18 protein-coding genes and 1 CRISPR repeat array are annotated in these 21,100 nt (G+C 37.5%); of the genes, 16 read left to right on the top strand and 2 right to left on the bottom strand.

What is annotated here, in order from left to right; genetic code table 11:
• Complete coding sequence (gene glmM / locus BQ9859_RS03895) at positions 1-1,335, top strand: phosphoglucosamine mutase (RefSeq protein ID WP_075876968.1); 1,335 nt, start codon at positions 1-3, stop codon at positions 1,333-1,335.
• 226 nt (positions 1,336-1,561) lie between these two features.
• On the opposite strand, the gene BQ9859_RS03890 is transcribed toward glmM, so the two are convergent.
• Entirely contained in the window at positions 1,562-2,818 is a 1,257-nt protein-coding gene (locus tag BQ9859_RS03890; RefSeq protein ID WP_075876486.1) for an IS110 family RNA-guided transposase, read from the bottom strand.
• Positions 2,819-3,119: 301 nt separating this feature from the next.
• Here BQ9859_RS03890 and BQ9859_RS03885 point away from each other — a divergent pair, with 301 nt between their 5' ends.
• The 13 genes from BQ9859_RS03885 (at position 3,120) to BQ9859_RS03825 (ending at position 19,231) form a co-directional block, all read left to right on the top strand.
• Positions 3,120-3,779 (top strand): response regulator transcription factor, encoded by a 660-nt coding sequence (locus BQ9859_RS03885; RefSeq protein WP_075876967.1) that lies wholly within the window; start codon positions 3,120-3,122, stop codon positions 3,777-3,779.
• Between the two features lie 3 nt (positions 3,780-3,782).
• On the top strand, positions 3,783-5,321 hold the full coding sequence (locus tag BQ9859_RS03880) for a sensor histidine kinase (RefSeq protein WP_075876966.1): 1,539 nt from the start codon (positions 3,783-3,785) through the stop codon (positions 5,319-5,321).
• Between the two features lie 119 nt (positions 5,322-5,440).
• On the top strand, positions 5,441-9,421 hold the full coding sequence (gene cas9, locus BQ9859_RS03875) for a type II CRISPR RNA-guided endonuclease Cas9 (protein WP_075876965.1): 3,981 nt from the start codon (positions 5,441-5,443) through the stop codon (positions 9,419-9,421).
• Between the two features lie 98 nt (positions 9,422-9,519).
• Positions 9,520-10,422 carry a type II CRISPR-associated endonuclease Cas1 gene (cas1, locus tag BQ9859_RS03870; RefSeq protein ID WP_143404370.1) on the top strand — a complete coding sequence of 301 codons (903 nt, stop codon included), beginning with the start codon at positions 9,520-9,522 and terminating at the stop codon, positions 10,420-10,422.
• The gene (gene cas2 / locus BQ9859_RS03865) at positions 10,409-10,762 is read left to right on the top strand and encodes a CRISPR-associated endonuclease Cas2 (RefSeq protein ID WP_075876963.1); all 354 of its coding nucleotides are present in this window, start codon (positions 10,409-10,411) and stop codon (positions 10,760-10,762) included. The genes cas1 and cas2 overlap by 14 nt, the downstream gene beginning before the upstream one ends.
• Positions 10,743-11,627: a hypothetical protein gene (locus tag BQ9859_RS03860; protein ID WP_235846385.1), complete on the top strand. Its 885-nt coding sequence runs from the start codon at positions 10,743-10,745 to the stop codon at positions 11,625-11,627. The genes cas2 and BQ9859_RS03860 overlap by 20 nt, the downstream gene beginning before the upstream one ends.
• A 29-nt stretch (positions 11,628-11,656) precedes the next feature.
• A CRISPR array of direct repeats spans positions 11,657-12,808; the repeat unit is 36 nt; unit sequence GTTCTTAAGGATTGTATTTTATTGTATTTTTTGAAC.
• 224 nt (positions 12,809-13,032) lie between these two features.
• Positions 13,033-13,755, top strand: coding sequence for an alpha/beta fold hydrolase (locus BQ9859_RS03855; protein WP_075876961.1), 723 nt, complete (start codon positions 13,033-13,035; stop codon positions 13,753-13,755).
• Positions 13,743-15,326, top strand: a complete 1,584-nt coding sequence (locus BQ9859_RS03850; RefSeq protein ID WP_075876960.1) for a Mur ligase family protein — start codon at positions 13,743-13,745, stop codon at positions 15,324-15,326. Before BQ9859_RS03855 ends, BQ9859_RS03850 begins: the two co-directional genes overlap by 13 nt.
• A gap of 17 nt (positions 15,327-15,343) precedes the next feature.
• Positions 15,344-16,489: a D-alanine--D-alanine ligase gene (locus BQ9859_RS03845; RefSeq protein WP_075876959.1), complete on the top strand. Its 1,146-nt coding sequence runs from the start codon at positions 15,344-15,346 to the stop codon at positions 16,487-16,489.
• A gap of 78 nt (positions 16,490-16,567) precedes the next feature.
• A complete protein-coding gene (gene mutY / locus BQ9859_RS03840; protein ID WP_075876958.1) occupies positions 16,568-17,635 on the top strand; it encodes an A/G-specific adenine glycosylase in 1,068 nt (355 codons plus the stop codon).
• A gap of 2 nt (positions 17,636-17,637) precedes the next feature.
• Positions 17,638-18,201 (top strand): NUDIX hydrolase, encoded by a 564-nt coding sequence (locus tag BQ9859_RS03835; RefSeq protein ID WP_075876957.1) that lies wholly within the window; start codon positions 17,638-17,640, stop codon positions 18,199-18,201.
• Between the two features lie 64 nt (positions 18,202-18,265).
• Positions 18,266-18,985, top strand: coding sequence for an aspartate kinase (locus tag BQ9859_RS03830; RefSeq protein WP_075876956.1), 720 nt, complete (start codon positions 18,266-18,268; stop codon positions 18,983-18,985).
• A gap of 54 nt (positions 18,986-19,039) precedes the next feature.
• On the top strand, positions 19,040-19,231 hold the full coding sequence (locus BQ9859_RS03825) for a heavy-metal-associated domain-containing protein (RefSeq protein WP_075876955.1): 192 nt from the start codon (positions 19,040-19,042) through the stop codon (positions 19,229-19,231).
• Between the two features lie 36 nt (positions 19,232-19,267).
• Here the strand turns inward: BQ9859_RS03825 and BQ9859_RS03820 are convergent, their stop codons facing one another.
• Positions 19,268-19,462 (bottom strand): hypothetical protein, encoded by a 195-nt coding sequence (locus BQ9859_RS03820; protein ID WP_075876954.1) that lies wholly within the window; start codon positions 19,460-19,462, stop codon positions 19,268-19,270.
• A gap of 95 nt (positions 19,463-19,557) precedes the next feature.
• On the opposite strand from BQ9859_RS03820, the gene BQ9859_RS03815 reads away from it, so the two are divergent.
• Entirely contained in the window at positions 19,558-20,550 is a 993-nt protein-coding gene (locus BQ9859_RS03815; protein WP_075876953.1) for a LolA family protein, read from the top strand.
• The gene (locus BQ9859_RS03810; protein ID WP_075876952.1) at positions 20,547-20,879 is read left to right on the top strand and encodes a type II toxin-antitoxin system PemK/MazF family toxin; all 333 of its coding nucleotides are present in this window, start codon (positions 20,547-20,549) and stop codon (positions 20,877-20,879) included. The genes BQ9859_RS03815 and BQ9859_RS03810 overlap by 4 nt, the downstream gene beginning before the upstream one ends.
• Positions 20,880-21,100 lie beyond the last annotated feature (221 nt).

Here is a 21,100-nt window from a genome sequence, read left to right as displayed (position 1 = left end):
ATGGGTAAATATTTTGGAACAGATGGAGCACGCGGGCGAGTCAATGAAAATTTAACATTGCAGATGGCGATCCGCATAGGACAATATGTAGGATGGCATTATGGCAAAAATCGTCATGCAAAGATCATTATTGGCAAAGATACCCGTCTATCCAGTGATATGTTTGAAATGGGATTAGCGGCTGGTGCGACATCAACCGGTGCACATGTTTATTTGCTGGGCGTGTGTCCAACACCAAGTGTTTCTTATTTGATTCGCAAGGAACATTTTGATTGCGGTATCATGGTCAGTGCATCCCACAATCCATACTATGATAATGGTATCAAACTCTTTAACCAGGAAGGATGTAAAATGAATCCGGAAGTAGAGGATGCCATTGAACAATATATTGATGGAAAGATCGATATCCCGCTGGCAAAAGATGATGCAATCGGCAGCGTCATTGAATGGAGCGAAGGATTGGAAATCTATGAATCATGGTTAAAAGAAATCGTCAATATTGACTTGAGCGGCATGAAAATTGCTGTCGATCTGGCAAACGGCAGTGCGACAGCTACCGCAGTAGAAACATTGACAGCATTAGGGGCTACGGTGGAAGCGATCCATAGTTCTCCAAATGGCATCAATATCAATACCAATTGTGGTTCTACGCATCCGGAAAGCTTGCAAGAGATGATGCGGGAAGGCAATTATGATGTCGGTTTTGCATTTGACGGCGATGCAGACCGCTTGATTGCAGTAGATGAAGACGGCAATCTATTTAACGGCGACTACACATTGTATGTATGCGGCCGTTATATGAAAAAGAAAAATACATTGAATAAAAATACCGTAGTTACAACTGTAATGGCCAATCTGGGACTTTATCATGCGTTGCGCGATAATGTGATTGATTACGAGCAAACAGCAGTCGGCGATAAGTATGTATTTGAATGCATGCAGAAAAATGATTTCCGCATCGGCGGTGAACAGAGCGGACATATCATTTTCTTAGAGCATGCGGTTACCGGAGACGGTTTGCTGACCGCATTAAAACTGCTGCAGATCATGGTGGATGAAAAGAAATCCTTGAAAGAATTAGGAAAAGATCTCTTTATCTATCCGCAGCTGTTGGTCAATGTAAAAGTTCAAGATAAAAATAAAACGATGGAATCTGCAGAATTGAAAGAGCAGATCGATCAAGTAAGTGCTGAATTGGGAGACGAAGGGCGTATCTTGGTCCGCCCAAGTGGAACAGAACCATTGGTACGTGTGATGGTAGAGGCAAAAACAGATGAACTTTGCCATGACTATGTATATCGCATCGTAGATTTTATCAAAGAAAACAATCTGTAAAATCAAAGCATCTTTGTGTATGTCGTGCACAAAGGTGCTTTTTCATTTTCGGCAATCACATAATTTCCACAGAAGAAACATAAAATAACACTGCTTTTTTCTTCTGGTTTTGATACAATAACATTGATAGGGCAGTAAAAAAGAGAGGAATGTAGGTGATCAAGTGTGAATAAAACTGTAAAAAAAAAGCCGACTTAAAAATAAGTAGTAAAAATATCGAAAAAATTTATAAGTTGATTTGAATAGAAGATATATCAATGCCGGATTGTTTCAAAAAGTTTAATGCTTCTTCAACTGTTAGTGATTGTTTGGTATCGGATCGTGGATTCATGAAGGATTCATAATCCGTTGGTTGAAATACTTCGCCTGTTAGGATCATGTGATAGATACTGACCAACATCATGCGTGCGATCGCAATGATGGCTTTCTTGTGACCACGTCGTTTCTTGATATTGGAATACTTTCTTCCAAAATAAGATGTCTTATCTTTGATGGTCGATAAAGCACATTGGACAAGCAGTGGTTTGAGATATTGTCCAGCTTTGGAGATACGAACTGACTTTTTCTTGCCGGCACTTTCGTTGTTGGCAGGAGAAAGTCCAGCCCAACTGACAAGTTGTTTGTCGGATTCAAACTGAGACATATCGATTCCTATTTCAGAGATGATCAGAATGGCCGATAAGGAACTAATTCCTTTTATTTGTGTGATATGCTGGAAAGATTCGCGTAAAGGATAAGCCCGCTTGACCAATTCTGCTTCACATGAATTGATGAGTTGATCCAAGTACTCCATATGATTCAATGATTTTTCCATCTTGAATCGTTGATCCGCTTCGATGTGATAGCCGTGAAGGGAGTCTAGTATCTTATCTTTGTTCTTACAATTTTTGTGAATGAGTTTTAAGATCTTGTCATCATCAATCACGTTTGGCTTCATGACTTCTTTCATGATATTGGAAGCTGTCTTGCCAAAAGGATCGGAGACAACAGAAGCTAATCCGATATTGGAAACGGTCATACAGTTCTGATAACGATTCCGTTCTGAAGAACGCATGCAGACCAGCTTGTATCGGTAACGGGCGATCTCACGCAGTTCTCGGATTTCTTTTGGAGGGATAAACGAGAATTTGATCAGATCATGTTTGAAGAGATCACAGATCCATTTGGAATCTTTCTTATCAGTTTTTTTGCCTTTGATGGCTTTGACATACTTGGGATGAGTTAAATGGACATTGATCTCACCTTCAAGAATGTTGAAGATAGGGATCCAGTATTTACCGGTAGATTCCATGCAGACATCACAACAGTGATAAGAATTCAGCCAATCCTTTAAACGATATAGGTCCGAGTTTAAAGTGGAAAAAGATTGTTGGAAATATTCTGTGATGTTCGACTGTCTATCGGTGATACCAATAGTAGCGACGACCAGATCTTTGTGAACATCCATGCCACAGCAGTTGAAACGAACGATTTTCATTGCCATATAAAAAAGCTCCTTTCATACAAAAGGAGAGGTGGCATTGACTGTCATCAAAGCGAATCGACAACAGTTGATTGAACAATCATAAGTGTCCAGGCTCAAAGTCCTACTTATTTGTGCTTGATATGATGACGGCAACTTATAAAAATACAGGATATTCAATTGAGTAGAATTCCTACTCACCTCCACGTGCTCTGTAGTATACCACCTCTCTTATAGGGTAACACGAAAATAAAGCATGTGGGATTTATTGATGAAATATTTGTGTCCGCGCGACTTTAGGCGCGGGGAAATGGAGGAAAAGATGAAAAAAGTCATTTGTGTCGTAGAAGATGAAAAAGCAATCAATGATCTTGTTGCTCAATATTTAAAGAAAGAAGGATATGAAGTACGTTCCTATTATACATATGAGGAAGCAAGTGAACATGTAGTGGATGATGATGTACATTTGTGGATACTGGATATCATGTTGGATGATAAAAGCGGTTTTGATCTGATCGAAGAAATTCGTTTGCAAGGCCGTGATATCCCTGTTATATTCATGTCAGCCAGAGACAAGGAATTTGACCGTATCATCGGTCTGGAAAAAGGAAGTGATGATTATATCACAAAACCTTTTTCACCGAAAGAACTTGTCTTGCGTGTAAATAATGTCATCAAACGTGTCTATAAAAATGATAATAATCGTATCTTGATCGATGGCTATGAATTAGATGAAGAGCAGCGTAAAGTGTTTGCCGGAAGTGATGAAATCGATCTGACGACAAAAGAATTTGATTTATTGATGATGTTCATCAAAAACAAAGGAATTGCTTTTTCGCGTGACAAGATATTAGAAAATGTATGGGAAGAAAATTATTACGGCAGTGATCGTGTCGTAGATGATACATTGCGCCGACTTCGTAAAAAACTGCCGAATTTAAATATCCATACGATTTATGGATATGGATATCGTTTAGGATAAAACATGAAACGATTTGGGGAATTTATCCGTTCACTGTCTCTTTCCCAGCAGTTAGCGGCTATCATTTTTTTCCTCATTTCCTTTTTCACGGCATTTTTCTTTGTCTATCTTACCGGTAGTGTGGAAAACGTCATTCGTGAACAAATGTACACGACGCTAGATACTTCCCAGGATATGATCGTTAGCTTATATGGCGGAGAAGGAAATGAAAACTTTACACAAAGTCAGTTACGCAGAGCATTGACGAATTCACAGATGCATTTGATCGTAGATATACAAGATGTCATCAATGGTGAAAATGATCCAAAGATTCAATATATCAGCAGTGAAAGTGATGTGGATCTGGTCCGGGAAGAACTTTCATCAAACAATGCATTGATTCAAAAGATGATGGAAAAAGGAATGCAGTTATACCAGACAGCTCCTAAAAAATTGCAATATGAACACGGTCATATGAAAATCGATGGAGTGGAATACTGCTATAGCGTCCGTCTGATGAATGATGGTACGAGCAATGTGCTGATGTCCTATATGGATGAGAACTATGCACAAGACGCGAAGGACATGATGATCAACAGCATCTTATATATCACTGTCATGGCATTCTGTTTTATCTTTTTGATCATGATGCTTTGGGTCGTTTCTTTGATTCATCCATTGAATCAAATGCGGAATTATATAGAGAAAGTCAAAGCTGGAAAAGAGGCAGAGCTGCACTTGAATCGTAAAGATGAAATCGGAGAATTGGCGGCAGCCTTAGTCAGCATGCGTGAAGAATTGTTGCGGCAGGAAAAGACAAAAGAAGAAATGATCCATAATATTTCACATGATTTAAAAACGCCGATCGCGACGATCAAATCGTATGGCGAAAGCATCAAAGACGGTATTTATCCTTATGAAACATTAGAGAAAAGCGTAGATGTCATTATTGACAATGCGGACCGATTAGAAAATAAGGTACACAGCCTGCTGTATATGAATCGAGTGGAATATTTGATTTCACAAGATGCGGAAGGCGTTGTCACCAATATGAAAGAGGTCGTAGAAAAGGTCTTGTTGAATATTGCCGTTATCCGCAACGATATTCGCATTGAAACGGATCTGGAAGAAATATTCTTCGATGGATTATGGGAATCCTGGCGTGTTGTTGTGGAAAACATATTAGAGAACGCGTTGCGCTATGCACAAAGCATCATTGTGATCCATCTGAATGAAGAGGAAGGTTTGACTATTGCCAATGATGGACCGAGCATGGATGAAAGCCGGATCGATACGTTATTCAAACCGTATGAAAAAGGAGAAGGCGGGCGTTTCGGTTTAGGATTGTCTATTGTCAGCAAAGTTGTAAAGGCAAATCATTACCAGGTTCGCGGCGAAAACACAGCAGATGGTGTCATCTTCCGTATTTTCCGTGAACGCAAGCATACGAAACCGGAGCGGAAACAAAAAAATATAAGAGGTAAAAATAGAAGAGAAACAAAAAACGATAGTAAAAACGAACAGAAACAAGAAGGTTCACAAGCAACTAACGAAAAAGAATAACTGAAAACAAGCAATCCTTGGTTCTTTAAGAGATTGCTTTTTATATTTTGAAATCAAAACCTTTTGTATCCGGTTACATCTGATATAATAAAAGAAAAGAATGTAAAGGGGAGGAAGAAATGGATCAATTTACATTGGGGATGGACATCGGAATTACTTCGATTGGTTGGAGCGTGATTGATACGAAGACCAATCATTTAGTTGATTTGGGAGTCCATTTATTTGAAGAGGCAAAACCTGCTGCTGATGCCAGGAACAATCGACAGGCAAGAAGAACTTTGCGACGCAAAAAATGGAGAAAGGAACAATTAAAAAAAGCATTTGTTGACTTTCATGTCATAATGAAAGAAGAAATCATGCAACCAGGGTTTCTAAGCTTTACAACTGATACCTCAACGATAACAAGGCCTAAAGATGAGACGATCTATCATCTTCGCAAACGTGCTTTGCAGGAACAAGTGTCTTTTCGTGAATTGCTATTAGCACTTTACAATATTTGCGGTACGCGCGGTCATTTTTTAATGGAGAATGTTAATTTTGACTCTCAAGATGGTATTACATTTGCTTTGTTTAAAGAACGTTTCTATGATGCAGTTTCTGCTTATGTGGAGATTGAAAATCAGAAAGCATTTGAAGAGAAGATCTTGCAACGCTTGTTTACAGATGGAAAAATCCCAAAGAAAGAAATAAAACAGTTATTAAACGAAGAAAATCTAGATGAGGAAGCTTTAGAGCAATTGTTGTATTTGCTATCGGGCTATAAGGCAAATCTTTCCAAAATCAGTGAGTCTGTTGCATTAGAAGATACATCAGGAAATGTGGATATTTTAACTTTAATAAAAAAAGAGGAGACAAACGATTTTTTAGAGTGCGTGATTGAATTGCACGATATGATCGAAGTATCAAAAGTATTGCAACAATATCAATATATTTGTGAACTGGATGTCGATAAATTAAATCATGTGAAAGAAATCTATGCTTTAGAGCAAAGCGATGCAGCTGCTTATAAAGAAGCTGTGAAATCAATTCAAAGCAAGATGAAGGTATCTTCACCAGGGAAAAAGTTAAGGGTAATTAAAAATATTGAAAACAAATATCCAAATGGTTTATATGTAAAAGAAGCACGTGCTATTCTAAGAAAGCAGCAGAGCTATTACCCAACGATACTGACGGATTCTTTTATTGAAGTCTGTATCACCATCATGCAGGCTCGTATACCATACTTTATCGGTCCGTTATCAGAAAATGCAAAAAATGCCTGGCTGGTAAAAAAAGGGAATTTTCGTTATAGTTATGCTTATTCATGTAAAGATGCAGTTGATGAATATGAAAGTATCCGCCGCTGGAAGCTTGCAATGATATCGCACTGTACTTATTTGCCGAAGGAATTTGCTCTTCCTAAAGGGTCTTTTATTGCTGAGACTTTTCATATATTAAATGAGCTGAACGTTCTGCAGGCAGTGGATAAAAATGAAAATCGTTACTATTTAACGCTGGAAGACAAGTTATTGATATTTGATCAGTTGTTTTTAAAAAATACCAAGGTAAACTATCAAGAGGTGGCTGCTCTTCTTGGGTTAAAAACATTTGGAACAAGAAAGAACAGCGGAAGTCAAAAATTCCGCTCATGTTATACTTTATATCATTCTATCTGTTCAATATTGCCACAGTTAGCCATTACTTCGATTACAGAATTATTTGAAAAGAGTGAACGAATCGAGCAGTTAGAGAATATCATTTTAAATATTAATCTGTTTGACGAAGAAACTTCTAAGTCAATTTACTTCCAGCAAGAAATGGGTTTTGATGAAAGAAGTGCGAAAAAATTAAGTAAGTTGAAATCAAATGGTTTCTATGCTTTTTCTAAGAAATTCTTATTGGAGACACCAATAAATGAGGGCGGACAATGTTTGATCGATGCGTTGTTTAATGATAATTGTGCGGAATACACCAATGAACAGATGACCTTGATTTCTCAAGCCAAAGATCAAGACGGCAAACCTTTGAACTTTGCTGCAAATAAATATATGGAGAAGTTAAATAAGAATCCGCACCTTTCTATTGATTTATTGATTGAAAACGGAAAACCGTTTATTCCTATTTCCCGCCCAGTCATTCGTGCATTAAATGAATGTTTCAAGTTATATGAGGAAATTATTCATACATATGGTGTGCCTGCCCGTGTAGTAATAGAAACCGCAAGAGATCTGAAAGACAGTTCTCGTCAAGGAGAAGTGCCTGCAAAACATTTTGATGAAATGAAACGTTGTTATCATTATTTAGAAGAACAATTGAAGCAGCCAGGAAAAAAATTATATGCACACGCAATAGAAGATTGGGAAGAAGTAAGTTCTTATCTTTCTTCGAATAAAAGAAAAATTGAATTGTATATTCGACAAAACGGGCTGGATATGATTTCCGGCGATCCAATTGATTTGCATCATTTACAGGATTATGAAATGGATCATGTATTGCCTAGAGGTTTTGGCGATAATTCAATGGATAATATGATATTGATCCATAAGGTATACAATAGTGCAAAAGGAGATCGTGTACCATTGGAGTATATCGAACAAGATCTAGTTAAAAATAAAGCAGGTAAAGTGATTACTTCCAGCGACTTTATTCGCCGCGTAAATGAGTTGTTCGATTTACGAATGATATCGGAAAAGAAAGTAAAACAACTGATGCTATCTTCTAGTGAAGAAGTTTTCGGCTTTATCAACCGTAATTTAGTAGATACACGCTATATCATTCGCGAACTTATGGCAATATTACGTGCATATAATGCAGTGAATGATTATCCGACACATATCGTGTCTTTGCGTTCTGCATTTACTTCTGTGTACCGTCAGGCATTGCGCTTTAAGAAAAATCGTGACATTGGCAGCCAGCATCATGCACATGACGCTGCTATTGTAAGCATTGCTGATCAAGTATTGTCTACATACTATCCAAATTATGATCAACGGGGAAATCAGAAAAACTATCAAAACTTTCTTCAGATGATGCAGGCGGAGTCGGATCCAAAACAGAAAGAAAAAAGCGAGCAGTCCAAATTGAATACATTTATTGAGATTGCTTATTGGAAGACGTATGGTGATTATCCTGCACATCCAGATTCTCTGGTATCCCAGATCAAGTCAACGACACCGTTGTATTCGATCAAAGCAGAAAAAAATTATAAAGGGGAATTTTTCAATGCAACGATCTTAAAACCATCCGATATAGATCCACGTTCTCCATTGAGCATTTTAGGAGTGAATAATGCCGTTCATGCTTTTTCCTCTATTAATTGTGCAGCAGTTGATTTTTATAAATACACGACAAAAAAAGGGAAAAAGAAACATGTAGCAATTCATATACCGAAAGTCATCATTCACAGCGATGGTACGATTGATAAAGAAAAATATATTCGGTTGATTCGGGATTACTATAAAGAAACTGATTTGTTAGATGAAAATGGAAACCTGAAAGAATATTATTTCTGTATCCGTGCATTTAAAAATGATCTGATTTACGATACCCAAAATCAAGTCATACAGAAATTTAATATTGGATCGATAGCAAAGAAAAAGTTAGAATTGAAACACATTTATCAATTCAGCTACAATGCAATTTATGAACAGGTGGCGTTCTTCCGCAAAGCACTCTCGATTCACTTTGATTTTAAACTAGCGCATATACATCCATCCGGACAAAAGAAATTTCAAGATGTAGACATTCATGAAATGATCAATTTCTGTGTGGACAATTTGATGGAGGTACAGCAGAAAGAGCGCTATTATAAAGGCATCGTACAATTTCTTGAAAAAGAAACAAACTTCCAAACTTTTTTAGAAAAAGCGGCTTTTTTAAATCTGGTCGTCAATCGCCCATGTACATGGCCAATGATATTTGGTCAATTTTGTCCAACTGCAAGTGCAATAGGAGAGGAAGCACGTTATATCAAAATCAAAAGCAGCATACTGGGAATTCGATATGCGTATAATGAAAAAGGCACTCTACTGATCGATGGTCCGAAAGGAGCTGTACAAAAATATTCAAAAATTAAAAAAGAAGCTTTCTCTTGGAAAATATGTAAATCCATGGTAGAATAATATTGTCAAAAAATACAATAGAATACAATCTGGAAGAATAAGATTGATTCGTAGACTATCAGAGGCAGCTAATTGTGGCTGCCTTTTTCATAGTCAATATGGGCTGGAAAACCGTCATTATCGGTTCTGAGTGTATTGTCTCATTAACATTAAATAGAATGAAAATAACTGTAGATCATAACTATCAAAATATTCCATTAAATGACATCAATACAGTCATTTTTTCACATGACAAAACAACGATTACTATTCCATTATTAGCAAAACTAATAGAAAAAAATATTAATGTGATCATCTGTGATTCCAAGAATGATCCAATTGGCATTTTTCAACCATATAACACCCATTCTTTAGTGTTTAAACAGTTAAATAAACAGATACAATGGAAAGTTACAAGAAAAAAACATCTATGGAAAAAAATAATAGAACAAAAGATCCAATCTGAAATCGATATCTTGCAGCTTCTGAATATTCAAGATGAAAATAGTATCATGTTAAAAAAATACAGAGAAAATGTGTATAATGATGATCAAACTAATCGTGAAGCAGTCAGTGCTCGCTTATATTTCTCTATTTTGTTTGGAAAAGAATTTACTAGAGAAGAACAGACAGCTACTAATTATGCATTAAATTACGGCTATAAAATCATTGCCAGCTATATATCGAAATGTATTGCAGCTAGAGGGATGTTAACACAATTAGGTATTCACCATATGGGAGAGTCAAATCCTTTTAACTTAACATATGATTTTATAGAACCATTTCGAGTAATTGTAGATGCATGGGTATATTTATATATCAAAGATGTATTTACAGTAAAACATAAAAAAGAATTGATTCACTTACCATTAGCAAAGATTTTCGTAGACGGTAAATGGCTTCGCTTAAATATGGCAATTGAAAGAATTATTGATACATATATCGCTTATTTAAATACAGGTGAAGAGGCATTTCTTACAATGGACCTTAAACAAGGTATTCAATTATATGGAGAAGAATAGATTTATGCGATTGATTGTCCTTTTTGATTTACCGACAGAAACAAAGCTTCATTTAAAATGGTATCGGGATTTTATAAAGTATCTGAAAAGTGAAGGATTTATTCGTTTACAATATTCCGTTTATTCGAAACTATGTATCAATAGTGATTCTGTTCATACTGCTGAACGGCGTTTAATTATTCATGCACCGCCACAAGGTGATATTCGTTTTTTAATCGTAACAGAACGACAATTTCAAAATATATCGAATATAAATGGAAGTTATTCTTTGCAAGAACAAATTACAACAACTAGCTTAACATTCATGATTGGAGGGTTGAATGATGAAAGTGATATATGAAGAAGAAACTTATTGTTTTCCGACAAAAAGAAACTTGAATTTCTTAGTTGACAATGAATATAAAGAAAACTTTATTAGTTGTTTGTCTAATTATTTTGGGAAAAAGAAAAAGAATGCTTGCAAAGTCTTTAATGATGATGGTGTACAGATTCTGTATGATGAATTAGAATTCATTTATCTTCCATATGCTAAAACAAGCATTGAGCAGAATTTCCATTTCAGCGCAAAGTCTTTATTAAATACAGAATTCACAAAGATCATAGAAAGTAATATGGAATACTTTACTTCTATAGATCGCATTCGCGAAGATATGCATGACTTATTAACTGATTTAGGTATGATCAAATTAAAACAATTGCTGTCAAAATATACAAATGATTTTATAGATATTAACTCTATCGATTTTGATATCAGTAAACTAGTTGAAATGCTGTCAATTGATATTGATACAAAAACAGCAGATACTTTCTATATGGCACTGTATAATTTGCTGATATATTTAAATAGAGAAAAGAATAGTTTGATTTATATCGATTTTCCTGTTACACAAAAGGTATTAGAGTGGATGAAAGAATATGCTAAAGATGGATTGTTGTTTATAATAGATAATTGCTTTGAAAAGGGTAACTATGATGAACTAGAATCATGTTCACTTATTTCTATGTCAAATAAAGATTTTTTGGAATGCATTCATTATGAATTATCTGAATTTCCTTTCATTTCTTATATGTTTACCCCATTCGTACAGCAATATATTGAGTTACAAAATGAAAAAATAATGGAATATTATACACAATTACATGATCATACAACTACTTTTTATTTAATGTTTGACAAAGATAATACTCAAATAACCGATAAATAAAAGCTTTTTATGTTATAATTCTAATGACGGTTCTTAAGGATTGTATTTTATTGTATTTTTTGAACGGTTGAACGGTATTTGTTGTGTAGTTATCGTTCTTAAGGATTGTATTTTATTGTATTTTTTGAACTTCGCCTGTAATATAATAGGTTGGGCATGGTTCTTAAGGATTGTATTTTATTGTATTTTTTGAACAATTCCTCTTTTTTTAAAAAAACAGTTTACGTTCTTAAGGATTGTATTTTATTGTATTTTTTGAACATTGTACAGACGTTGGTTTGAAAGCAGAGTGTTCTTAAGGATTGTATTTTATTGTATTTTTTGAACACAACGGTAGTTGTAGCAAATTGATATGCTGTTCTTAAGGATTGTATTTTATTGTATTTTTTGAACGACAGATATCATAGATTTATACGTGGTGCTGGTTCTTAAGGATTGTATTTTATTGTATTTTTTGAACATGAGTGCATTATCAGCGTAAAGCGTCTAGTTCTTAAGGATTGTATTTTATTGTATTTTTTGAACAACAAGCACGTCGGAATCTTCCACAAAACAGTTCTTAAGGATTGTATTTTATTGTATTTTTTGAACTGCTCGAAACTGTTGCTTTCTCCACTGTGGTTCTTAAGGATTGTATTTTATTGTATTTTTTGAACGCGTTTTTTATTTAAGTACATTGCCAAGAGTTCTTAAGGATTGTATTTTATTGTATTTTTTGAACGCCAGTGCGTTTGAGCGCTGTTGACCATCAGTTCTTAAGGATTGTATTTTATTGTATTTTTTGAACTTCAACGGAGCTAAAAACTATGACGGGTTGTTCTTAAGGATTGTATTTTATTGTATTTTTTGAACGTTGTTTTCGATTTTGTTTGTTGATTCGTTGTTCTTAAGGATTGTATTTTATTGTATTTTTTGAACTAGCAGAACCTAAAAAAGTAGAGAACACACGTTCTTAAGGATTGTATTTTATTGTATTTTTTGAACAGCGCATTGGTAAAGGATTTACAACGAGTGTTCTTAAGGATTGTATTTTATTGTATTTTTTGAACCTCACATATATTACATAATACATTTTATCGGTTCTTAAGGATTGTATTTTATTGTTTTTTTTGAACCAAGCGATACAACGATTTATGATGATCGTCGTTCTTAAGGATTGTATTTTATTGTATTTTTGAACTATTGTTTTTGTTTGAATATGAACTTTATGATCTTAAAAATCGTATTTTTATATCATATGACCTTAGAGAAGTTATAATCAATCATGTAGAGGTTGTTTAGTATTTAGTTAAATATCTATTTATGTCATGAATGGGATTCCTGTTTATGACCTTTTTATTATAGGAAGATGTTGGAATGTCATCTCTTGTCGATTCTTTGCATATGATTTCATGGGAGGAAGTCAATGGTTGAAATGGATGGTGTACATCTTCATGTGGAGTGTAGTGGGGAAGGACAGGGTGTTGTGTTGCTGCATGGCTGGGGACAAGATCTTTCGATGATGCGCTTATTGCAATGTCAGCTGCAGGAATCTTATCGTGTGGTAAATCTGGATCTTCCAGGTTTTGGAGAAAGTATTCCATTGCGGGAAGGATGGGGTATGGATGATTATGTTACCTGTCTTTTTGAACTCTTAAACAGGTATGAAATAGAGAATCCCATTTTGATTGCACATTCGTTTGGAGCACGTATCGCAATCCGTTATGCGGCAAGATTTCCAGTGAAAAAAATGGTTTTAACGGGGGCAGCAGGATTACGGGCACCTTTATCGCTATGGAAGCGTGCAAAACAGAAGGCGTATCGCATCAATCAAAAGCTGAAGTTGCCCATTCACTTTGGGAGCAGTGACTATCGAAATGCAGATCCTGCATTAAAAAAGGTATTGGTACAAGCGGTAAATGAAGATCTGTCTTCATTATTGCCTGATATTCACTGTCCGGTATTGTTGGTTTGGGGCAGTGAAGATCAGCAGACGCCGCTTTGGATGGCCAGGAAGATGGAGTCATTATTGCCGCAGGCAAAACTGATCGTTTATCGGGGAGAAGATCATTTTGCATATTATCATCAAGGGTTTCGCTTTATAGAAGATATCCAGCAGTTTTTGGGGGTGAGCAGATGTTGTGGTTAGAACTGATTGGTGTCTTGGCAATGCAGGGGCATGATCTGTATGCTTCCTTAGGGGTGTTTCAACAATGTCATTATCATTTGGATCGTTATCGAAACTGGATTGCGGATGAATTTTCCATTCAGCGTGTCTGGAAACGGATCCAGCTCTTACTGCCTTTTTTATTGCTTTTGTTTTTAAAGGTGGAAGAAGCGCGCAGTCCCTCTGTTTTTTGTTTTACGCTTATTTATCTGTATGTGCAGTTCCAGCGTCTAAAAGATAAGAAGCGATCATTCATGTTACGTTTTACAAACCGGATGTGCCGTTTTAGTATCTGTCTGCTTCTGCTGACTGGAATCACCATTATCGGGATGCGTTATACGTTGAGTTATGAACTCTATATTTGCTGTTTGCCGCTGCTGTGGATGATACCATGGATCTTGCTGCCGATAGCATCTTATGTGGTGCTGCCGATGGAACATATGATCCAAAATAGTTATGTACAAGATGCAAAAGCACGTTTAAATGCCTGTCCGCAAATGATCCGGGTAGGCATCAGCGGCAGCTATGGCAAGACAAGTGTGAAATATATTGCATATGCATTATTAAAAGATCATTATTATACGCTGAAGACACCGCATTCCTATAATAATCGAATGGGCATAACCAGAACGATACGTGAAGAATTGGATCCGTTGCATGAAGTGTTTCTTTGTGAAATGGGAAGCGATCACAGCGGGGAATTAGCAGAGCTGCTTTCGTTTGTTCAACCCAAGATCACAATTGTAACAGCAATCGGACCCCAGCATTTGAAGACGTTTGGCTCGCAGGAAGCAATTGTGGAAGAAAAGATGAAGATGGTAGAAATGTTGCCTCCGGAGGGCATCGGCATCCTGAATGTGGATAACCCGTTTATCTGTTCCTATCCATTGCATACAACAGCAAGCATTTACACTTATGGGTATTCAAAAAAGGCAAATGTGCGAATAATTTCTGCAAATATGGGAGAAGAGGGCACACATTTTGTTTTAGAGATTGGTCATAAATGTTATCCGTTCCATACCCGGCTGCTAGGCGAATGCAATATTCTGAATATAACAGCAGCGATTGCTTTGGCAAGGATCTTACATGTGCCGATGGCTGATCTGCAACAGGCGGTGGAACATTTGCCGTTTGTTGAACACCGGTTAGAAATGAAAAAAATGGGTGCGGATATTTTGATCGATGATGCATATAATTCCAATCTGCAAGGCGCACTGGCAGCATGCAGGGTATTAAAAGAAATGCCGAATTGGCGTGTAATCATTACGCCTGGTTTTATGGAGTTAGGCGAATTGCAGCAATCGCACAGCCGTGCTTTTGGGGAAGAAATTGCGAAAAGTGCAGATGAAGTCGTATTGGTAGGAAAGGAGCAGACCAAAGAAATTTATGGTTCTTTGATCGAACAGCAGTTTCCAGAAGAGCAGATCCATGTTTGCGGCACGATGCAGGAGGCAATTACATTCGCAAAGAGTTTGACTTCTCGAAAGAAAACAATTTTGATCGAAAATGACATTCCTGATATTTTTAATCATGAAATAAAAGGGATTGCATAGAATGGACTGGTGAGAAAATGAAGATACGTGTATTGTGTATGTTTGGCGGAAACAGTGTAGAACATGAAATCAGTATCTTGACAGCATTGATGGTGATGGAAAATGTGGATACACAAAAATATGAAGTCATTCCATGTTATGTGAGCAAACAGGGGCAGTTTTATCATGGACAAGCGTTGCGGCATATGGCAAACTATCGTGACTTGCAGAGCTTATGTGAAAAGCTGCATCCTGTGCATATTGAACGAAGAAAAGGACAGCCGATGTTAGTAAAGAATCAAGCAAATTGGCTAGGTTTTGCGATTCCTTTTGATGTGGTATTGCCTTTGTTTCATGGAATCAATGGAGAAGATGGCAGTGCAGCTGGTTTCTGCCGCATGCTGCAGCTTCCATTTTGCGAGAGCGATCTTCTTTGTTCTGCGATCGGCCAAGATAAAGGAATACAGAAACGCTTATTAAAAGAGGCAGGCTTCCCGGTTGTCCCCTTTATTGAGATACGGGAAGGAGAGGAAACAGAACTTTGCGCAAAGAAGATAGCTTCTTTGCGTTATCCATTGATGGTAAAACCGGCACTGCTTGGTTCCAGCATCGGCATTGAAAAAGTAAATTCTGCATCGGAATGTGAACAGGCCATTCAACAGGCCTGGAATTATGGCGAACATGTCGTGGTAGAAGAATGTTTGGAAGATATGCGTGAATTAAACTGTGCCATTTTGCATACACCTTATGGATATCGCAGCAGTGCGGTAGAAGAGGTGATCCATCATGGTGATTTGCTTGGCTATGACGAAAAATATATCGGCAAAACGGAAAAACAGAGTATAAATCAAAAACGTTTGTGGGTCCGGGAAGAAAAACTGGTGGAAGAAGTACAAAAGTGTTCAGTAGCAATTGCCCGATTGTTTGAAATTCAGGGTGTGGCACGCATTGATTATTTGTATGATAAAGGACAGGAAAAACTGTATGTCAATGAATTAAATACCATTCCTGGCTCTTTATCTTGTTATTTGTGGGAATGGGAAGGTGTTGGATTTTCACAATTGTTAGATCTGATCATTCAAGATGGCATACAGGCTTATCGTAAAAGAGGAAAGCATATCACCAGCTATGAAAGCAATGTTTTGCAAGAAGCTCCAGAGAAAATAGGAAAGAAAATCATGTAAGATGGAAAGTGCCGTGTTTGCGTTTACGGCACTTTTTACTTATAATGAAAACGATTTGTAAAAGGAGTGCTGCAGCAGATGGAAATAGCAATGAAACAAGAAGAAATCCAACAGGTTCAGCAAAATTTGTTGAGATGGTATCGCAAAGAACATCGCGATCTGCCTTGGAGAAGACAAGTGAGTGCGTATCGTACTTGGGTAAGCGAGATCATGCTGCAACAAACAAGAGTAGAAGCGGTAATTCCTTATTATGAACGCTTTCTTGCTGTTTTGCCGACTCTAAGAGACCTGGCGCTTGTTGACGATGATCTGTTGCATAAGCTTTGGGAAGGATTAGGATATTATAACCGCGTGCGGAATATGAAAAAATGCGCACAGGCATGTGTGGAACAGTATGATGGAGAGCTGCCGAAAACGTATGCTCAATTGTGTACGTTGCCAGGCATTGGCCCCTATACTGCCGGTGCAATTGCCTCTATTGCGTATCAAGAGCGTGTTTGTGCAGTGGATGGCAACGTATTGCGCGTTTTTTCACGAATACTGGCAAATGAGGAAGATGTCAGCAAAGAAATAACGAAAAAACATTATCGAGACTATGTAAGTGCATTTCTGCCAAATGCAGAGGATGCCGGTGATTTCAATCAAGCAATCATGGAATTAGGCGCTTTGATCTGTATGCCGAATAAAACACCGGATTGTGAACGTTGTCCGCTTTCTTTGCAATGCAAAGCGCATCGAAGGGGAGTAGAAGATCAATTTCCGAAAAAAGGAGAGAAAAAAGCACGGCGGGTGGAGGAATATACGGTATTGGTATTTGTTTACAAAAATAGGATCGCATTAGTTCAGCGGCCTTCCAAAGGATTGTTAGCTAATTTATATGGTTTTCCGATGAAGGAAGGAAAGCTGGATCAAAAACAAATTGTAGAAATGTATCCGCAGTCGCAGCAGATCATCGCTTTACATCCCCATGTACATATATTTTCACATGTCGAATGGCATATGCATGCCTTTCTGATTGAGACAATGGATACAGATCACCATTATCACAGCATAGAAGAAATCGAAGACAATTATGCGATCCCTACTGCTTATCGGACTTTTTATGATGCTGCCTGCACCTGGATCAAAATGAAAGAAGGAAAATAAATATGCAAGAGTTAAAAGAGCTGTTTGAAAACTATATCCCATATAATCAACAAGAACAAGTAGACCGGCAGCTGATCTTGCAGGCATTTTCTTCTTTTCATAATTTATTGACAAGAGAGAATCCAATCATTCATTTATGTGCGTCGCCATGGATCATGTCCAAGGATCGAAAACAAGTGCTGCTCGTGTATCATCGTATTTATGATTCCTGGGGATGGAGCGGCGGGCACTGTGATGGGGATGCAAACCTGTGGCAGGTAGCTCAGCGCGAAGGGAAAGAAGAGACAGGAATAGAAGCATTACAGCTGGCTGATCCAACACCACTAGCCATTGATGTGTTGCGGGTGCCGCGGCATTGGAAAAATGATCGTTTTGTCAGTGCACATCTGCATATCAATGTTACCTATTTGTTCTATGGCGATCCGCTTGCTCCTTTGTCTCACAAAGAAGATGAAGTGAAAGGAGCTAAATGGTTTCCGGCTGCTCAGATAGCAAAAATAGTGAAAGAACAAGAGATGCTGCCGGTATATGAAAAATTGAACAACAAGGCCTCTCAGATTGGATAGACATGTAAATGCCTATCCTTTTTTCTTGTTTCTGCATAGGGTATAAGGACTGTGGGGTGGAGATATGAATATCAAGATCATGAAGTTTGGAGGCACTTCCTTAAGTGATGAAAAAGCAAGAAAACAAGCATATTCACACATTATCGAAGAGTTAAAACAGGCAAAAGTATTGGTGGTCGTATCGGCAATGGGGCGATATCCTAGTCCTTATGCGACAGATACATTGTTAAGCATGGGTTCTTCACGATTGACAAAGGAAGAAAAGGCACGGCTGGTCTCCATGGGCGAACAGCTGTCTGCTTTGATCGTATGCAGCGAATTGCTGAATATGGGGATAGCGGCCTATGCACTTCCGTTTCATAAAAATGGGATCTTGACGGATTATCACTATGAATATGCAAATGTGCTTTCTCTTTCGCCGCGCTGTATCAAACAGACATTGGCTCATCATGATGTGGCAGTAGCCAGCGGCTTTATTGCACAGGCGCCATGCGGAGATGTAACGACGTTAGGAAGAGGCGGCAGTGATTTCAGCGCTGTCTTATTTGCAGATATGCTGGGAACGAAACAAGTAGATATTTATACAGATGTGGACGGGGTGTATGATATAGATCCAAAGCTGTCTCCGCTCGCAAAACGCTATGATCATCTGACATATGATGAAATGTTAAATATGAAAGTACGTGTATTGCATGACCGCTGTGTACAGTATGCGAAAGAAAAAAATATACAGATCCATCTGCGCGGCACCTTCACGAAAGAAACAGGTACGATCATTGCATAAAAATAGCATTTGTCAAAACAGAGTGCTATAATAGGAACAAAGAGGTGAAATTAGATGCAGACAATTATTTTAGTTGAAGATATGGCGTGTGAACATTGTGCCGCAAAAATTGATCGTGCTTTATCGGAAACATCTGTTAAGTATACAGTGGATCTTCCACGAAAGGCAGTCATCGTGGAAGGCACACAGGATGATGTGATGAAAGCACGTGGCGTCATCGGCGATATTGGGTATACAGTAAAATAAAAAGAAACAGCAGGCATCTTATGATATCTGCTGTTTTTATGTGTCCTCTTTTCCCAGGTATAATAATGAAATGATTGCGCCGAGGCCAAGCATCAAAGCATACCATTTTTCGAAAGCTGGATGTAAAGTGGCATAGTGATAAATGGAAGGAAAAGAGAAAAAGATATAGCACATATGATCGATAGCAAATAACACAAGCAGCAGCAAAGCGATGATTTTGATTTTTTTCATGATATCTCCCCATGACATTGTATGAATGAGTCAAGTGAATATGCATGTTTCAGCTTGGTCTTACATACATTAGGATGAAAGAAAGGGAGTCGAAAATGAAAAAGAAAGCAATCATTCTGATCGCTGGTGCACTTGTGCTTGTCGCAGCTTTGCTTCTCTTATTGAAAGAAAAACCATTTGAACAACAATTTCAAGAGACGACAGCAAATTTGAAAAGCTATTTGTTAGAAGGGGACATGGAACTTACGAAAGGGGAAGATATCCGAAGCTATGCGATCAATGTGAAGTACTTAAAAGAAGAAGACCAAGAGTATTTTAAGGTATCTTTGACGGATAAAGACCTGAATCAGGAACAGGAAATTATTCGCAATGAGGATGGGGTCTACGTCATTACGCCATCATTAAATCAAATTTTTAAGTTTGAGGGAAATTGGCCGACCAATTCCTTAAAGCCTTATTTGCTGCAATCGATGAGTGAGATCATGGAAGAAAAAGGAACACAGGTGGAAAAAACAAAAGACGGGTATCAAGTAAGTGCGAAAGTCACCTATCCGAATAACCATAATTTTACACAGCAGGAGATGGTATTCACATCTGATGCAAAGATCTCCTATCTGGAAATATTTAATGACGATCATGTGTCGCAACTGAAACTTGTATTTCATAAAGTAGACTATGAACCAGGTCTGAAAAAAGAAGATTTTGCAGTTCCGCAGCAATTAGAAAAACAAACTGCAGCGACAGGAGCGATGCAGGAAGATCTCCCGCTGCTTCCGATGGAAACGATGGATGCAACGCTGACCAACAGCTCCGTTGTTGAAAACAACGGAACATTGCAGCATATATTAGAATATAGCGGGGATAAAAGCTTTACGATCGTTGAACAGATCGCAGAAAGTGAAGATACGACACAAACAGTGATCATGAGCGGAGATCTGATCGATTCGATTGGCATGATCGGTCAATATGACGGTACACAGATGAATGCGGTGATGGATTCCGTGCAGTATACGATTTATAGTGAAGATCTAGATGCGCAGGAAATGGCTGCGATTCTATCGAGCATGCAGGTGGTCGTGATGAAGTGATCCGCAGGGGTGATGTCTACTATGCAAACTTATCGCCGGTCGTTGGCAGTGAACAAGGAGGAATACGGCCTGTTGTCGTTGTCCAAAATGATAAAGGCAATCGCTATTCAAAAACAGTGATCATTGCACCGGTGTCGAAAAAGATGAGCAAACCTCCGATTCCTACTCATGTGATTTTTAGTGCAAAACATTTGAGTCACGTTTCGATGATCTTATGTGAACAGTTGCGGACAATTGATAAAAGCCGTCTGATGCATTGGATCTGTACCTTAGATGAAGAGACATTAGCAAAAGTAAGTCAGGCAATCCGCGTCAGTTTAAATGTGTAAAGCGAACAGCAATGTTCGCTTTTCCCTTTTGTATAAAAAGATCAGAAAAGAAAAATGGGGAAAACTATTGCCAAATAAAATTGTGCATGCTATTATACCTGACTTTAGAGGTTGAATAGTAAAAAATGGTGCAACACTCGATATTTGATTATCGAGTATGCATCATTTTTATTTGTTTATCTGTTAGATAATAATTTGTTATTGGTTGATTTAATTTTTTG

Origin of the sequence: Merdibacter massiliensis, assembly GCF_900155395.1 — a bacterium.
GTDB classification, from domain to species: domain Bacteria; phylum Bacillota_I; class Bacilli_A; order Erysipelotrichales; family Erysipelotrichaceae; genus Merdibacter; species Merdibacter massiliensis.
The sequence above is the reverse complement of the archived record's forward strand: the minus strand, read 5'-3'. Positions and strand labels throughout refer to the sequence as shown.

Bases quoted from the DNA above. Each gene is read 5' to 3' on its own strand.
- glmM (WP_075876968.1), top strand. From the start codon at position 1: ATGGGTAAATATTTTGGAACAGATGGAGCACGCGGGCGAGTCAATGAA.
- BQ9859_RS03890 (WP_075876486.1), bottom strand. From the start codon at position 2,818: ATGGCAATGAAAATCGTTCGTTTCAACTGCTGTGGCATGGATGTTCAC.
- BQ9859_RS03885 (WP_075876967.1), top strand. From the start codon at position 3,120: ATGAAAAAAGTCATTTGTGTCGTAGAAGATGAAAAAGCAATCAATGAT.
- BQ9859_RS03880 (WP_075876966.1), top strand. From the start codon at position 3,783: ATGAAACGATTTGGGGAATTTATCCGTTCACTGTCTCTTTCCCAGCAG.
- cas9 (WP_075876965.1), top strand. From the start codon at position 5,441: ATGGATCAATTTACATTGGGGATGGACATCGGAATTACTTCGATTGGT.
- cas1 (WP_143404370.1), top strand. From the start codon at position 9,520: ATGGGCTGGAAAACCGTCATTATCGGTTCTGAGTGTATTGTCTCATTA.
- cas2 (WP_075876963.1), top strand. From the start codon at position 10,409: ATGGAGAAGAATAGATTTATGCGATTGATTGTCCTTTTTGATTTACCG.
- BQ9859_RS03860 (WP_235846385.1), top strand. From the start codon at position 10,743: ATGATGAAAGTGATATATGAAGAAGAAACTTATTGTTTTCCGACAAAA.
- BQ9859_RS03855 (WP_075876961.1), top strand. From the start codon at position 13,033: ATGGTTGAAATGGATGGTGTACATCTTCATGTGGAGTGTAGTGGGGAA.
- BQ9859_RS03850 (WP_075876960.1), top strand. From the start codon at position 13,743: ATGTTGTGGTTAGAACTGATTGGTGTCTTGGCAATGCAGGGGCATGAT.
- BQ9859_RS03845 (WP_075876959.1), top strand. From the start codon at position 15,344: ATGAAGATACGTGTATTGTGTATGTTTGGCGGAAACAGTGTAGAACAT.
- mutY (WP_075876958.1), top strand. From the start codon at position 16,568: ATGGAAATAGCAATGAAACAAGAAGAAATCCAACAGGTTCAGCAAAAT.
- BQ9859_RS03835 (WP_075876957.1), top strand. From the start codon at position 17,638: ATGCAAGAGTTAAAAGAGCTGTTTGAAAACTATATCCCATATAATCAA.
- BQ9859_RS03830 (WP_075876956.1), top strand. From the start codon at position 18,266: ATGAATATCAAGATCATGAAGTTTGGAGGCACTTCCTTAAGTGATGAA.
- BQ9859_RS03825 (WP_075876955.1), top strand. From the start codon at position 19,040: ATGCAGACAATTATTTTAGTTGAAGATATGGCGTGTGAACATTGTGCC.
- BQ9859_RS03820 (WP_075876954.1), bottom strand. From the start codon at position 19,462: ATGAAAAAAATCAAAATCATCGCTTTGCTGCTGCTTGTGTTATTTGCT.
- BQ9859_RS03815 (WP_075876953.1), top strand. From the start codon at position 19,558: ATGAAAAAGAAAGCAATCATTCTGATCGCTGGTGCACTTGTGCTTGTC.